The following is a 16,012-nucleotide window of genomic DNA, read 5'->3' as shown; positions in this document are numbered from 1 at the left end:
ATCACGAGTGGTGTCGTGAAGACGTTCAAGTTTGATTTTTTGTTCTGATGTAATAAATATTTTCATAGCGAGGATAATGATCTCCATTTCGGATAAAATCAAGCATCTTCAATGATTACGGGTATATCGGTAATAAGAAATAATAATTCCTATTGTATTATTCGCCTTGTGGATATTAAACAAGTATTGGCGTCCAATCATTGGACGCCATTTTCTCATTAGAATGTTACATTAACTTTAGCCCATATCGTTCGGCCTGGTTCATTTACTGAGGTGTTTGCTGAATAACCAAAGGTGCTATTACCTGCAAGGTTGAGGTGTTCGCTGTATTCTTTATTCAGAATGTTGTCGATACCTGTGCTGACTTTGACATTTTTGTTGATCTTATAAGCAACGTTTGCAGAAAGCACGCCGAAACCCGGACTATCTTTAAAATCTTTGCCGACAACATTTCCCTGATTTACAGCAATCCGATGCTGGCTGCTAACCAATCGCCACAAACCGGTACTGCTCCAATCACCATGTTCATAAGTCAATCCGAAGCGGGCTTCCAGAGGTGGGATCTGAGGCAGTGGCTTGTTATCCGTGGTATTTTCACCCCAGGAATAGGCAAGGCTGGCATCCGTTTTCCAATGATCTGTCAGTTGATAGCCAAAGCCCATCTCTCCGCCCATAACATTAGCATTGACGTTATCAGCCTGGCTGAGGTGGGCATTGGTTGGGCTATATCTAAACAAAATAAAATCATTCACACGTCCTACATAGGCTGACACCCAGCTATTAAAGCGCTCTCCTGTATATTGCGCCCCAATATCAAGCTGGGTAGTTTTTTCGCTTTTCACGCCATCAAAAGCACTTGCGCTGCCTGCTGGACCAAGTTTAGGCGAAAATAGCTCCCAGTAGTCTGGGAAGCGCTCGGTATAACCAATACCGGCATAAAACATCAGCGGAACATCAGTAAGAGTATGCTCTAAACGCATAAAACCACTTGGCAAAGTATCATTTCGTTCTTTCTCGCTATTGCTGGCAAATTTTTTCACCAGACTGCGATCAAGTCGGGCACCGGTTATCAACTCGCTTTGCTCTGTGGCGTACCAGGTCAGCTCGCCAAACAAACCATAATTACGGAATTGAGCATCCTTTTGCCACACGCTGCCTGATTTATTACGATGGGTATTAGTTTGAGTATCCGCACCACTTTCCAGCTTGAAATCTTGCCATAGCCAGGTGCCCATTGCCCGTCCTCCCACAATCCGGCGATCCAATTGCATGGACATACCACTGTTCATATTCATGTGCATGCCACACATATGCTTACAGGTCGCAGAAGGCATGCCCATCGATCCCATAGACATAGGGCTGTTCGGAGAACGCAAGGTTATATTGTCCATAATATGGTTGGTATAGTTGTAGTAAACTTGGGCTTCAACCTTATCAAGAACCTCGCCGAGGTTAGATTTCTCAAAACGCACGCCGAGGCTTTCACGTTTAAATTGTGAACCATCCATGTTACGCCCCGCATAGCGGGCTTCTCCATCACCTTTCCCGGCGGTCAATTCGAGCAGCGTATCTTTATCCGGCGTCCACCCCAGTGCCAAATCACTATTCCACTTATCCCAGCGTGAAGGGACACGATACCCACCACCATCTTTATAATCATGTGAACGGGAGGTATTTCCCATTAAACGTAAATATCCCAATTCATTGCCGACACTGGCATCAACGTTGCCATCCCAACGACCATTTGAACCGGTCAACCCGCTGGCATTGACCTTCACCCCCGGCTCATTAAATTTAGGATGTTCACGCTCAAACCTGATGGTCCCAGCGGAAGCACCGGGGCCCCACAACACGGTTTGAGGCCCTTTAATCAGTGTCAGCAAATCATAACTTTCCGGTGAAATATAAGATGAAGGCGCATCCATCCTGCCGGGGCAAGCCCCTTGCATTTCTGCGCCATCAGTCAGGATCTTAAGCCTTGAACCAAACATTCCTCGAAATACTGGATCACCATTAGTCCCACCATTACGGATTTGTGAAAAGCCGGGTATGGTTTTTAAGTAGTCAGAACCGTCACTTGCCGGAACGGGCTGGCGAGGCGTTTTTGGCGAAGTGACTATCGTCAAAGGAGAATACAAAGGTGCTGTTACTGTGATTACGTCGCCATCATTGGTTTTTGGGCCATTCGCATGATCGTGCGAATCCGATGTGGTTTCAACCGCATATCCATTAAAAGCAGCCAGCAAAAAAAGCGGCATTGCCGAGCTAATACAACGGGCCAGCGTATTTTTTTTATCAGAAGAATTTTTTTCAAACATCATCTTTCCTTAATGTGTATCCGCGCTCCGAAGCGATATGGCTATCAAAAGCGGAATACGTTATAGAATCCAACCAAACAGTTTTTGGTATAAGCAAACTTCCCCTGGCTAAGAAGTTAGCAGGGCAAAGTGTTTCATTATGTTTAAACCGATGAGATTAGATCTGTTCAGGCGGAGCGCGAGGCAACGAATCAGAAAAGATGAAATGCGCAAGGAAGAGAGTTACAGGTTGAACCGGTGGTGACCGTGAAGTCAGCGAAGTTGACCAGAATAACGGTGTATTCGCCAAGTCCAGCATCGGTATATGGATAAGAAAGACGCAGTATCCACAGGCAATATCATCCAGCATCGACATGTCACCACCAGCATGCATACCCATCTGCATTCCATCATGATGGTTAGTGCCCTGTGATGCGGAAGAAATGTCAGAATGAGATTCACCAATGCGCGCACGTTCCAGTGACTGGGAGATCACGGGTGCAATGAACAGCATCAATATCGCGAATATACCAAGCCAGGCTGACAAGCGGCTCCGCGATGTGTAAATCTGGATCAGTGACAAACTAAGCCTATTCTGTAGAGAACACATTCAGGGAGGGGATTGTACGTATTTAACAGTCAAATGTTAAAACACTTTATGCAGGAATGTCGCTTTGGCGACAAAATTTGATGTTTTTCTAAGGCCAACGGAATTATTTTCCTTAATTCGCCTCAAAATACCGAAAATCCAGCCTGTCACAATAACTGCATTCTTAGCAAGATAAATACAGCAATAAAAGCAACGGTACCTAGTGCGAAACTAATTGCCCATCCCTCACCATTAAACCACTATGAGAAGTTAACCACATAATCCCTAAATCAATGACAATAATGCCTACAATCTAAGTGAATTCCAAATGGAACACCGAACAAAATCACAGAGATTAACGTTACAAGCAAAGGCATTTTCCCATGTGCAATAAAGCAGACTGGAATCAGCATGTCTACACAATACCGTTTCTACATCAACCCTTATCCACATAACCCATAGGCTTTCATATTACAGTCGCATTTTTTTATCCTCCACAAAAAAACATTCATTAGAAAAGCCTTAAGTTACGCAACTTTTTACGGTTATGAGCATCAGAAAAAACGCAGACTACGTTTTCCATAGCTGAAATACAACACACGATAAAACGGAATAAGAGGGCCAGTCCCTAGCCGGAATTTTTTGATTGAGTAATTAGGAATAGTCTTAAAAATAAACTCATTGATATTTTTTTGTGATTTATGTAACATTTTTTGTCATGAACAGATATTCACCACAAAACAAACAATGACCGTTTGATTTTTTATACTGATTTATTTAGCTCTAATGGTTTGATACTGGCAGGATAAAAATACAAAAAATTTATCTTTATAACTACTGATGACAGCAGGTTACTGTACTACATTAGCGCTGATAGACAGTGTTTTGTCACAGCGACATTGATAAGAAGATGCCTATCAAGGCACACCAGAAAATCAGCACAAATACTGTTCGAATAAACCAGTACTAATTTATGTAACGTACTAACAAAGCACAGTTGCATAGCAGGTTAAGTTACCAATCACCGACTGAATTTACGACGAATGCTGGTTACCAGCCATTGAATCTTTTTTAGGAGCATATTTGAGGGAGGTTTTGCTAAGAATTTTTCTCGCTCCGTTATTTAAACTTAAACACTGGAGAAAATTGTGACTTTGTGTATCAAAAAAGCCCCTAAAATTTGGGGCATCATCAAGCAATTAAACATCAATAATTATGCGCTTAAAATGTCAGATCTGGCAAATAATCGCAGACCCACATTAAATGATGCTTTAGTTTGCTCCTTGCATTATTGTGGATTGCTGTTTCGCCATTTGCGTGTAATTTATCGAAATGTTTTATTGGTCACCTTAAGCTTGGCTATTCTCTGCGGATTATTATGGGTCCCCCCATCATTAGCACAAACAGAGATACCTTTAACAACATCAGATATTCGAACTTCTATCGGTCCAGTGGTAAAGGGGGGGGGTGTACAACTATGCACCTTCCGTGATGTTGGACGGGATATATCGGATGTGGTGGTGTGGCTCCGATCCCACTCATCCCGGTGATTATATTTTTTATGCCGAATCTTCATCTCTTGATGGCCCTTTCCACGCTCGTGGAAGTAAGGATCCCTACCAGATTGTTTTTTCCCCTAACAAGGCAGCAAACGCATTCGATAAAGTCCATACCTGCGACCCCTCTGTCATACGGGTTAACGGTACATACTATATGTATTATGGTGGATGGGACAGCGTTCGCGTTGGTGCTGAAGGTATAACAAAAATTGGCCTCGCAACAAGTACTGACGGAATTAACTGGACACGTGCAAATAATGGTAATCCGATAATCTTACCCGCTAACAAGAAGCTAGATGGAAATCCTTATGGAGCAGGGCAACCATCCGTGTCCTATCTCAATGGCATGTTTTACCTTATGTACACCGATACGACCGGAGCAAATTCCCTAGATAAAATTTACGGCGGCGGTGGACAATATGTCTTAAGATCTCCTGATCCAACCTTTCAAAGTGAAGTAGAAGAGCTTACTCCTGATGGATTCGCCACAAAGACGGAAGAGAACCACACCGAATACCGTCAAAACTATTGGGTAAGCGTCGATATGCAGTTCTCAGATGCACTCAATGCATGGATTGTGGCTCACAATGATGGTTCCAGGCTATCTTTAAGTTTTTATCCTCCAGACTTCTCTACGAAAATCTACAACGATGTCCAATTAAGCACCTCCACTGTAGAAGGTCCCGGTATTGTATCAAGACCGGATAAGCACTCAGTTGTCTCAAGTACCGGACAGTGCAGTACACTGCCAATTGATGTTATCAATGCGACTGCGCGTAATTTCCCTCGTATGGCACCTACAAACTTGGCGCACATTGGTATCGATGTCAGTGCTGGAATAAGCTGTGAAAGTATGCACCCCAACCAAGTCGCGAGTATCTATGAAGGTTATGGGATTAAAGCAGCCGGTTTACCTTTAACATTTGTTGTATCTGGTACGCGTTTTCAAGCTGAGTCAATTCGGCCAATTCAGTTCTTAACTAAGAACTTCGTTGAAGTTACACCTGAGATTTTCCATGCTATTCCATATGGCGCTTCATTAAAAGTTGGCGCTCCTGTTATTGGTGCCGTTGGACAACCAGCAGCGTTTCTTCTTGATTCTGCTAAATGGCCGGTGAATGGATTGGAGATTATCAGAGATAATAAATCATCCATTAAGATGATACCGTTAGCTGAATATTACGCCTATCCAACAAAACACTCACTCCATCTGGTGAAATGATCATCTCATTAGCTGAGTCAAGCACAACAAATCTTTAATATGCAAAGTTTCTGATGCTGCACCATGGTCGTAGACGCAACATTGTAGCGTCTACGACCATGTACTGGTACTCTATGACGAAAGAAGGGTATCTATGTACGCAATTGTATTCATATCTTAAATTTATGAAAGCGGTATCCTGGCTTACGTCCTTCACATATTGCCTGCATGATTAGACGCAACATTGTCAGTTTTACTGGTCCTATCTTCTCTTTAAGAATCCACGCACTGAAAATAACACCAAAAATTACACTGGTTTCTCTCAGGGCCGAAACCAACGCAGCAGGACTTCGTGAAAGAGCCAAAATAACCAAGCCGTGTGCAATAGACATAACTACACCGTTGACCATGCAAGTTCGCCCATTACGACTGATATAATCCAATAATCGGTTTCTATCTTTACAAAAAGATTCCAACCTACATGCATGATCGCAGCGACCATGATTAATCCACTTCTCAATAAAGTGTTAATTACTCTGCCTGAAAAATGATATAAATAAAGCCGCTACCGCTGTTAACATTATTGAGCCAAAAACAACAAAATCAAGCCAATTACAATCTAGCCCAATGGAACAACGAGACCTAATATTATAAACGATCTGACTCGTACTTCCTGCGAAGATTATTATACTAACAATTATAATTGATTCATTACGCTGTCTCAGCTTACTTAATTTACTAATTAAAAACACACAAACAAATAAAACCAGCACAGTGACAATTACATCAGGAAACATTTTGAATCTCAATTATATAATATATAAATTCATTATTATCATATCCAGATAAATTTCACAACCTAGATATTTCAATCCACTTCTTTTATAAAATTAAAATATTTCATACATGGGTCGAAAAATAGAGAAAACCACAACAATTCCATTACAGATATTAGTAACCAATATAGCCCATTCAATTTATAAGAAATCAACAAGGAAAAATAAAAGCGTTTCAGTATTATGGAAAACTATTCACTGAAAAATAGCCTCTCGAATAACCTCTAATAATATCGGCAAACCAGTACGGCCAAATCATCTCAGCCTTCAAGAGCGCGGGCGATAGTCATAATCGGCTGGTTTGTCTCAGGCTATCAGTCAAGCATCAGCAATCCAGTGGGCAAAGAGAGGGTTGCAGTGATCCAGAACTTGCTCAATAGGTCGCTGCCAGAAAATGCGTTAATATTGTTCAGTCTAGAAAGAATTTGGAGCAACAATGGATTACTGATAAAAAGTTTTGAACGACATAATCTCTCCTTGTGCTGCGTAAGATGATAAAGCGGCTTCATTTTCATTAGCTAACCTGAACTAACCCTAACCCGCTTTTCTTAAGTATTTTAATTATTTGATTCTATTCTAAATAACTTATCATCTTGAGATAGTCTGAGAGTGAAGTACTTTTCTTGGTTAAGTTCTGGTGGTAGCTTGTCTTTCAAGATTGAAGCCACATATTGAACATGTTTATGCTCTCGCTCAACTAACATAGCAATTTTCGTTAGTTGATTGTCATGCATGAGCTCCTTCTTATCGTTTAAAAGAAAGTGATAGCATGGAATCCCCTCTTTGTCCGCAAAAAGAGTATAGGCTATATCGAAGCAAGTAATCTCACCCTGCTTCTTACCCGAACTAAAATTTGTATTGAATGAACTGAATTTATATATTCTTTGCCCAGTTCTAGTAGTAGTTCGGTCAACCTTTAATGCATATTGCTCTCCATAAAGCTCCTGAGAAATAGAGGAAAAATACTTATTTAACTTATTAAGCCGCATTTGAATTGCAGCTTCAAAATCTACAGAAAATAATTTTTCATCAATTTCATTAAGAGATTTATTTAAATTTCTAAGGGTTGTATCAACAGTTAAGATTTGCTCAATAATTGTCTCAAACTCCCCCATTCGCCGGTGCTTTTCATTTAACTCTATAATTAAGGATTCCAATTCTTCTAAAGAGCCACTCCTACTAATTTTTGCGACTAAAGCCTGCTCTTCGTTTAATAAACTTGTTAATTCATTTTCCCTAACAATTAATTCCTGCTCAAGTGCTGGAATCTCTTTAGCTATATAACGTACCTTCTCATCTACCATCCGATTATGAAATTCTAACAAGTCCTCGAACGACTTTTGTATATTTGATAAACGTTCAGTTACCTCTCCATAGAGCGCTTTCAATTGATTAGTATCAATTTCAGTATGGCTGGAGGCTATATCTCTGATTGCTTCATCAATCAAATTCCGTCGAAGTTTTAGCCTACTAATAGCTGAACTAGATACATTAATTCTGTATTTAATCTCATCAAGTGTCTCAAGATCACTTTCAAAGTTAGGATTGATATAAAATGCCGATTTCTTCTCATTTAATTTATCAATCTCTGTAGAAAGTAAAGCCATGGACGCTTCATATGCAGATCGAGTTTGTTTCGACTCAAGCCTACTCTTAAAGGACATCTCCATACGAATGCTTGCTAGGAGATTCTGCTTTGTATCACCTTGATCAAAACTACATCCCAAGAGGAATAAATAAAGAGTTTCATATTCATCGTCACGAGTAAATTCACTCAAGGTACGAAGCGTGTTTGTAATGCTCAACTCTTTGTATCTAATATTATGAGAAATAATTTGTGCGAAAGTTGGCTTTTTACCGAAATGCCCAGGAAAAAGTTGCTCACTAAGTGCCGCCTCAAATTCATCAGCAGTTTTTTGATGCCCATTGATCCGGCGAATAATTTGCTTACGCGGAAGAAAATTCCTCTCAATAACAAGCTCCTCAGCGAATGGGTTATCTAAATCCGCAGTAAGAGTAAGAGTAACTAAGACCGCTGTGTTAATGAGAAAATTCTTAACAAGCACATATTCGCTCTTGCGATTCTCTGGATCAGTATAAATTCCTTTACCGTTTGCTCCCAAACAGAAATCAATCAGCATTAATACTGTTGTCTTACCAACATTGTTCCCAGTGGTCTGCTCTGGCCCTGAGAGAGTCTCATCTACGATGAGATTTAAGCCCGCGTGAAAAGGAATGTGACGAATTATACCTTCAGAGTTGGAAATTTGGAGTGATTTTAAGAACATGGCACAATATTTCCGCTATCGTTATATGAAATCAAGTCTGCAAGAAATAGCCAATCTAACGTTAAAACGAAAATCGGCATCGACATATCACGTAATTTGCGAGACTCCACAAAGAGATCCATCATATTAACCTCTTTATACTGTCTTACAGCCTGAAGCACATAAGCTCCATTAAAATAAAGGCTATTAGTAGGATGAATGTCTTTAGGCAACAACATTTTCTATGCCCTTAGGATTCTTAAAAATACGGCATCTAATGAATGCATCAACAGCAATGACATTCACACAAAGTTCTAACTCTTCAAGGGGCATTGACACATAATTAGCACTTTGTTTGACTACTGTGACAGCTTGATCAACTATCTTAAAGAATAGTTCATCAGCTGAGTATGTAGTACTCAACTTAATGTAACTATTACGTAGCGAATCAAGAACAGATTTACTCTTATTTTGACCAGCCACATCAAACTCTGCATAAATACGGCTTAGTCTGCTGTGGTGAGTTTTGTACTCCTCGACAACCATAGCCGCTGTATTAAGATTGTTAAAAACCAATTTTTCATCGACATTAAATGGAATCAGTTTGTCCACACTCGGCATGTCGGACAGATTTTCTTTCGCTAATATATTTATCACAGCCGCAATGTTTGTTTCAGTGAGAGGATTCTTCACGTCTACCAATGACAATTCCTTGCTTAGAAATTCGTAGACTGCTTGCTGTTTGACAATATCTAAATGGAGAATATGATCTAGTAGCGATCTAACATCATGTATGTCAAATATAGGCTCAAACACTAATGAATGAGGATTCTTATAGGAAAGTCCTCTTAACGCACTAGCATCCTTTGAAATAGAAATGAATTTAAAGTTATACCCTGTATATGTTATAAGGTTCTTTGATAGAGCAGACTCAATTTTTTGTTTAGTTGCCGTCGAAGAAACCTGCAACACAATTTTCTGAACAGAGTCAATTAAGTCGATACCTTCAACATTGTGAGTATTCTGATTAACATTCTTTAGAGCATACCCAAAGAGCAGATTAAAAAAATGAACGTAAAAGTCTTCGCAATGAAGATGCAAATCGAGTAAGTTCAACTTTCCACGTAACTCGACTCGAGTGCATAGAAATGAAAGCTTTTCTTCACACAAATTGAAGTAGGTTGAGCGATTCATAATCTATTGAATACTCCCGGACTTTTTAATGTTCCATGATTTTAATAAAAATCAGCATGTTACTATCACACATCTGCTGGTAGTCTGTGATTTTGACATTGAAGATGCTGGCGGGCAAGAGAAAACAACTTCTTGTGATTGTGTCGTGCTGGCCCATACAGTCTTTGCTGGCTGTAAAGTAGCTATAAGATATCAGTGTATCTGTATGCTGTATGGACAGCAGAATACAATGACTCCAGTGAGCGATTTCACCACTTAATGATCCGTTCTTTAATATGCATCTAAGTCTGTAACTCAACTTCCTTTTATTGCAAAAGAAGCATCTCCTTTTCCAAGAAATCAACAAGGAAAAAATAAAAGCATCTCAGTACTATGGAAAACTATTCACCGAAATACAGCTTCTCGAATAACCTCCAGTGAAGCCGGGTTTTCAATCAGAGAAATATCACCCGGCTCACGCCCTTCACATATTGCTTGCATAGTTCGGCGCAGCATTTTTCCTGAACGAGTCTTGGGAAGCTGGGACACGAAATACACCCGTGCCGGACGGCCCACACTACCAATTTGTTTGTTCACCAAGCCCATCAAGGCCTTTTCCAGAGAAGAAAAATGTTCAGCATTCTGGATTTCCCTTCCATCCTTGAGAACGGCAAAGGCAACTGCGGCTTGCCCCTTGATGGCATCCTTGATGCCAATAACGGCTACTTCGGCCACGTCTTCATGACCAGCAATACACTCTTCTATCTCCCGCGTTCCCAATCGGTGTCCCGCAACATTAATCACATCATCCGAACGTCCCAAAATAAAATAATAGCCATCACTGTCACGGATACCCCAATCGAATGTGGAATAAACAGGATGGTCGAAATGACGCCAATAGGTATTGATGAAACGTGTATCATCACCATAGATGGTTTGAATGCAACCCGGAGGTAAAGGCCCCTCAACAACGAGCAAACCTTTTTCGTTATCGCTACACTCCTCGCCAGTCAGTTCATTGATGAGCTTGACATGAAAGCCATACATCGGGAAGCCAGTACTACCAAACCGGTTCGGCCTATCATCCAAACTGCGGGCAATAGCCATAATCGGCCAGCCTGTCTCAGTCTGCCAGTAATTATCAATAACAGGGACGTTGATAGCCTCGGCAATCCAGCGGGCAGTGTGTTCATCAAGCGGTTCGCCTGCCAAATACAACGATTTAAGTGATGAAATATCGTATTGAGTAATACATTCAACCGGATATTTTTTCAGTACCCGAATAGCCGTAGGTGCCGAAAACATTCGTGTTACCCGATATTTTTTCACTATCTGCCACCAGATACCTGCATCCGGCCGTATCGGCAACCCTTCATACATGATTGTCGCCATTCCCGCGATCAAAGGAGCATAAGCAATATAAGAATGTCCGACGACCCAACCAATATCTGACGTACAAAAAAACACCTCACCCGCTTTGCCGCCAAAAATGATATCCATAGAGGTTGCCAGTGCAACAGCATAACCGCCAACATCACGTTGCACGCCCTTTGGCGTACCCGTTGTGCCGGAGGTATAGAGCACGCAGGAGGTTTCATTTGATTCAAGCCAGGTCACAGGCACGTCAGCATCAAGGTACTGCTGCCGCAATGTCGCGAAATCGACATCTCTTTCAGCCACCCAAGCCATTTCAGCCAGTCCACGATTAACCATCAGTACATGACGGGGTTTGCAGTTCGCCAGTTCTATGGCTTCATCCAGCAACGGTTTGTAAGGAATAACTTTTCCACCCCGAGATCCCGCATCCGCAGACACCACCAGCACAGGTTCAGCATTATCCAGCCGTGTAGCAAGGCTCTGGGAAGCAAAACCACCGAAGACAACAGAGTGAATAGCACCGATACGAGCACAGGCAAGCAAAACAAATAGCGCTTCGGCAAGCATCGGCATATAAACCAAAACTCTGTCACCTTTTTTAACGCCCAAAGAAAGCATTATGGCCGCCGTTCTGTTCACTTCCTGATGTAATTCCCTGAAAGTGAAAACCTTCTCACTATTCGTTTCGGTTGAAACCGTGATAAGCGCTTTGGCGTCAGGCTGGCTTTCCAGCCAGCGATCTAGCGCGTTGTAACATAGGTTGGTTTTCCCTTCGCAAAACCAGCGAGCAAAAGGAGGGTTGCTGTGATCCAAAACCTGCTCAAAAGGTTGTTGCCAGAAAATGCGTCTAGCCTGTTCAGCCCAGAAGGAGTTTGGATCATCAATGGACTGCTGATAAAAAGTGTTGAATAACATAATCTCTCCTAGTGCTGCATAGATTAGAGGCAGCACTCTGGGAGAGTAGCCGCTGATAGTATTTCAGATCATATAACGTATAAATCGAGGTATTCGTTTACAGGCATGTTTTCCAGTAACAGACGGTCAAGGGAAACAGACAGAATTCTTTTCTGCTGGGTTTCAGGGAACTGACGTGCTAGGTTAGTTTTGAATTTTTTCAGCAATAACGGCATACCTTCTTTGCGACGACGAGCGTGGCCGATAGGGAATTCGACTTTGACTTCATCAAGCTGGCTGCCATCTGCAAATGTAACGGTTAATGCGTTAGCAATAGAGCGTTTTTCCGGATCGTGGTAATCACGGGTAAAATCAACATCTTCAACACACACCATTTTTTCCCGCAGTGCATCAATACGGGGATCGGCCGCGACACTATCTTCATAATCCGCCGCAGTGAGACGGCCAAAGATCAAAGGAACTGCAACCATATACTGAATACAGTGGTCTCTGTCCGCAGGGTTGTTTAACGGACCTTGCTTATCAATAATCCGAATACAGGCTTCATGGGTACGAATGGTGATTTTTGCGATGTCATTGCTGGTCTTGCCTGCGTCTTTCAGTTGCTGATGCAAGTTCATTGCTGCCTCCACAGCAGTTTGTGCATGAAATTCAGCCGGGAAAGCGATCTTGAACAGCACATTTTCCATTACATAAGAGCCATATGCGCGCTGGAATTTGAAAGGCTGCCCATTGAACAAGACATCATAGAATCCCCAGGTTTTTGCGGTTAATACAGAGGGATATCCCATCTCACCCTTTTGTGCCATGAGAGCCAGACGAACAGCACGGGATGTCGCATCACCCGCCGCCCAGGATTTACGTGAGCCAGTATTGGGGGAATGGCGATAAGTTCTCAGCGACTGCCCATCAACCCAAGCGAGCGATACCGCATTCAGGATCTCTTCCCGGTTCAACCCCAGCATTTCAGCTACGACAGCGGTCGAAGCCACTTTTACCAGAACGACGTGATCCAACCCGACTTTATTGAACGCATTCTCCAGTGCAAGGCATCCCTGAATTTCATGCGCTTTGATCATGCCCGTTAAAACAGTTTTGATCGTGAGCGGCTTTTTGCCACAAGCAACGGCATTTCTTGATAGCCAGTCAGCCACCGCCAGTAGGCCACCAAGGTTATCGGACGGATGTCCCCATTCAGCCGCCAGCCATGTGTCATTAAAATCCAGCCACCGGATCATCGTACCAATGTTAAACGCCGCCTGTACGGGATCAAGCTGGAATTGGGTTCCCGGTACACGTACACCATTAGGCACAACCGTACCCGGCACAACAGGCCCCAGCAATTTCTTGCAGGCCGGGTATTCCAACGCCTCTAGCCCACAGCCCAACGTATCCAGAAAACAGTAATAGGCCGTTTCATGGGCAATGGATGATGTGATGGGGTATTCCATAACATAATCCACGATATCCACAATCACCTGATCATATTCAGGACGGTTGTTTACAACAGAGGTAGACATAATAATTCCTTGTTAAAAAAACATGAATGCAGGAAACACTGCACCAAAAATAACGTTATCCACGCTCACCCATTGGCGTAAGTATCCGATTTTCCGGCCCGGTATAATTGGCTGAGGGACGGATAATTTTGTTATCAATACGTTGTTCAATGATGTGAGCCGCCCATCCCGATGTGCGAGCAATCACAAACAACGGTGTAAACATCGCAGTCGGTACGCCCATCATGTGATAGGAAACCGCAGAGAACCAATCAAGGTTCGGGAACATTTTTTTGTTAGTCCACATTACGGATTCCAGTCGATCCGCAATATCAAACATTTTGGTTGTTCCTGCCTCTTTGGAAAGTTGCAGAGCTACATTTTTAATCACTTTGTGACGGGGATCTGAGATGGTGTAAACCGGATGACCAAAGCCGATAATGACTTCTTTCCTTGCCAGACGCGCCAGGATATCTGCTTCTGCTTCATCAGGATTTTCATAACGTTGTTGAATTTCAAAAGAGACTTCGTTTGCTCCACCGTGCTTTGGCCCTCGCAATGCGCCAATTGCCCCAATGATGGCAGAGTAGATATCCGTGCCGGTTCCTGCGATCACTCGACTGGTAAATGTCGAAGCATTAAACTCGTGTTCTGCATAAAGGCTCAGGGATGTATGCATGACTTTTTCCCATGATTCACTGGGTTTTTTACCATGCAGAAGGTGAAGAAGATGCCCACCTATCGACTCATCATCGGTTTCTACCTCAATACGGCGTCCATTGTGACTGTAGTGATACCAATAGAGCAGCATGGAACCGAGAGAAGCCAGCAATCTGTCAGCAATATCACGCGCACCGGCAAGATTATGGTCGTCTTTCTCAGGTAATGTGCAACCAAGCACAGAGACGCCTGTACGCATGACATCCATCGGATGAGCGGCAGCAGGCAATGTCTCCAGTGCTGCCTTGACGCTACCCGGCAAGCCTCTCAGGGCTTTTAATTTCGTTTTATAAGCAGCCAGTTCAGCACGGGCAGGCAATTTTTCATGGATTAACAGATATGCGACTTCTTCAAATTCACACTGAGTTGCAAGATCAAGAATATCGTAACCACGGTAGTGCAAATCGTTGCCATTTTTTCCAACGGTACAAAGCGCGGTGTTACCCGCACTCACTCCTGAAAGGGCGACAGATTTTTTAGGCTTGAAAGTGGTTGACTCAGTAATCGTGTTTTGTTCACTCATTGGTCTCACCTCTACTGTTTTATGCCATATAAAATGATGAAATTGGGTAGAACTGTCCGTTATTGAGATTTTTTCTGGGAGAAAAGCGCATCCAGTTTTTGTTCAAAATCGTAGTAATTGATGCTTTCGTATAACTCGTTGCGAGTCTGCATCATATTTATTACATTCTTCTGTGTCCCTTCATGACGAAGAGTGGTGTAAACCTGCTGGGCTGCCTTATTCATTGCCCGAAAGGCAGAAAGCGGGTAAAGCGCGATAGAGACATTCACCCTTTTCAACTCTTCGGTCGTGAAAAGTGGAGTCGCCCCAAATTCAGTGATGTTAGCCAACACGGGAACCCTGGTTATTGACGCAAAAGTTTTATACATGTGCAATTCAGTGATCGCTTCAGGAAATAACATATCCGCACCGGCTTCGATATAGGCTTTGGCCCTGTCAAGCGCCGCTTCCAAACCTTCAACCGCCAACGCATCAGTACGGGCCATAATGACGAAATTCTCATCAGTACGGGCATCGACTGCGGACTTGATGCGATCAACCATCTCCTCTTTAGACACAATCTCTTTATTCGGACGATGACCGCAGCGCTTCGCGCCGACTTGATCCTCAATATGCATCCCCGCAGCGCCGGCTTTAATCATTGAACGCACAGTGCGAGCCACATTAAAGGCAGAAGAACCAAAACCGATGTCGGCATCCACCAGCAATGGCAAGTCACATACGTCCGTAATACGGCGGATATCGATCAACACATCGTCCAGCGTTGAAATTCCCAGATCAGGCATACCCAATGACCCCGCCGATACCCCGCCACCAGAAAGATAAATGGCTTTATAACCCGCTTGTTGCGCTAACAGCGCATGGTTCGCATTGATGGTGCCAACAACCTGTAATGGTGATTCAGCTTCTATAGCCTGACGAAATGCTAAACCGGCAGAGGAAAGCGGCATACATAACCTCATTGTTATTATAATGAAATGTATTTGTTAACAAGCAATGTGTATGCCAATAAAGTGAAAAATGACTCATAAATCTAAAAAACAAGACGAATTAGAC

Annotated in this window: 12 protein-coding genes; 2 read left to right on the top strand and 10 right to left on the bottom strand. The window is 42.6% G+C overall.

Annotation, left to right across the window (positions count from 1 at the left end; all coding sequences use genetic code 11):
- Positions 1-218: 218 nt before the first annotated feature.
- Both C5471_RS18055 and C5471_RS18050 read right to left on the bottom strand, forming a co-directional pair.
- Positions 219-2,321, bottom strand: a complete 2,103-nt coding sequence (locus tag C5471_RS18055; protein WP_207627390.1) for a TonB-dependent copper receptor — start codon at positions 2,319-2,321, stop codon at positions 219-221.
- 154 nt (positions 2,322-2,475) lie between these two features.
- Complete coding sequence (locus tag C5471_RS18050; RefSeq protein WP_242688768.1) at positions 2,476-2,844, bottom strand: DUF2946 domain-containing protein; 369 nt, start codon at positions 2,842-2,844, stop codon at positions 2,476-2,478.
- A 1,509-nt stretch (positions 2,845-4,353) separates the two neighbouring features.
- Between C5471_RS18050 and C5471_RS18045 the strand changes: the two genes are divergently transcribed.
- The gene (locus C5471_RS18045; RefSeq protein WP_133815172.1) at positions 4,354-5,667 is read left to right on the top strand and encodes a glycoside hydrolase family protein; all 1,314 of its coding nucleotides are present in this window, start codon (positions 4,354-4,356) and stop codon (positions 5,665-5,667) included.
- A 149-nt stretch (positions 5,668-5,816) separates the two neighbouring features.
- On the opposite strand, the gene C5471_RS18040 is transcribed toward C5471_RS18045, so the two are convergent.
- From C5471_RS18040 to C5471_RS18030, 4 genes are all read right to left on the bottom strand, one after another.
- Entirely contained in the window at positions 5,817-6,038 is a 222-nt protein-coding gene (locus C5471_RS18040; protein WP_242688767.1) for an EamA family transporter, read from the bottom strand.
- Positions 6,039-7,039: 1,001 nt separating this feature from the next.
- The gene (locus tag C5471_RS18035; RefSeq protein ID WP_133815173.1) at positions 7,040-8,770 is read right to left on the bottom strand and encodes a DUF2326 domain-containing protein; all 1,731 of its coding nucleotides are present in this window, start codon (positions 8,768-8,770) and stop codon (positions 7,040-7,042) included.
- Positions 8,761-8,988 (bottom strand): ABC-three component system middle component 6, encoded by a 228-nt coding sequence (locus C5471_RS25110; RefSeq protein ID WP_133815174.1) that lies wholly within the window; start codon positions 8,986-8,988, stop codon positions 8,761-8,763. Before C5471_RS25110 ends, C5471_RS18035 begins: the two co-directional genes overlap by 10 nt.
- The gene (locus C5471_RS18030) at positions 8,975-9,943 is read right to left on the bottom strand and encodes an ABC-three component system protein (protein ID WP_133815175.1); all 969 of its coding nucleotides are present in this window, start codon (positions 9,941-9,943) and stop codon (positions 8,975-8,977) included. Before C5471_RS18030 ends, C5471_RS25110 begins: the two co-directional genes overlap by 14 nt.
- 28 nt (positions 9,944-9,971) lie before the next feature.
- Here C5471_RS18030 and C5471_RS18025 point away from each other — a divergent pair, with 28 nt between their 5' ends.
- Complete coding sequence (locus C5471_RS18025) at positions 9,972-10,202, top strand: hypothetical protein (RefSeq protein ID WP_133815176.1); 231 nt, start codon at positions 9,972-9,974, stop codon at positions 10,200-10,202.
- 125 nt (positions 10,203-10,327) lie between these two features.
- Here the strand turns inward: C5471_RS18025 and C5471_RS18020 are convergent, their stop codons facing one another.
- The 4 genes from C5471_RS18020 to prpB form a co-directional block, all read right to left on the bottom strand.
- Positions 10,328-12,214, bottom strand: a complete 1,887-nt coding sequence (locus C5471_RS18020; protein ID WP_133815177.1) for a propionate--CoA ligase — start codon at positions 12,212-12,214, stop codon at positions 10,328-10,330.
- Between the two features lie 68 nt (positions 12,215-12,282).
- Positions 12,283-13,734 carry a bifunctional 2-methylcitrate dehydratase/aconitate hydratase gene (locus C5471_RS18015; protein ID WP_133815178.1) on the bottom strand — a complete coding sequence of 484 codons (1,452 nt, stop codon included), beginning with the start codon at positions 13,732-13,734 and terminating at the stop codon, positions 12,283-12,285.
- Positions 13,735-13,789: 55 nt separating this feature from the next.
- Positions 13,790-14,956: a bifunctional 2-methylcitrate synthase/citrate synthase gene (gene prpC / locus C5471_RS18010; RefSeq protein ID WP_133815179.1), complete on the bottom strand. Its 1,167-nt coding sequence runs from the start codon at positions 14,954-14,956 to the stop codon at positions 13,790-13,792.
- Between the two features lie 59 nt (positions 14,957-15,015).
- Positions 15,016-15,906, bottom strand: coding sequence for a methylisocitrate lyase (gene prpB / locus C5471_RS18005; protein WP_133815180.1), 891 nt, complete (start codon positions 15,904-15,906; stop codon positions 15,016-15,018).
- Between the last annotated feature and the right edge of the window lie 106 nt (positions 15,907-16,012).

The organism is Photorhabdus tasmaniensis (assembly GCF_011189505.1).
In the GTDB taxonomy this organism is placed as follows: domain Bacteria; phylum Pseudomonadota; class Gammaproteobacteria; order Enterobacterales; family Enterobacteriaceae; genus Photorhabdus; species Photorhabdus tasmaniensis.
The sequence above is the reverse complement of the archived record's forward strand: the minus strand, read 5'-3'. Positions and strand labels throughout refer to the sequence as shown.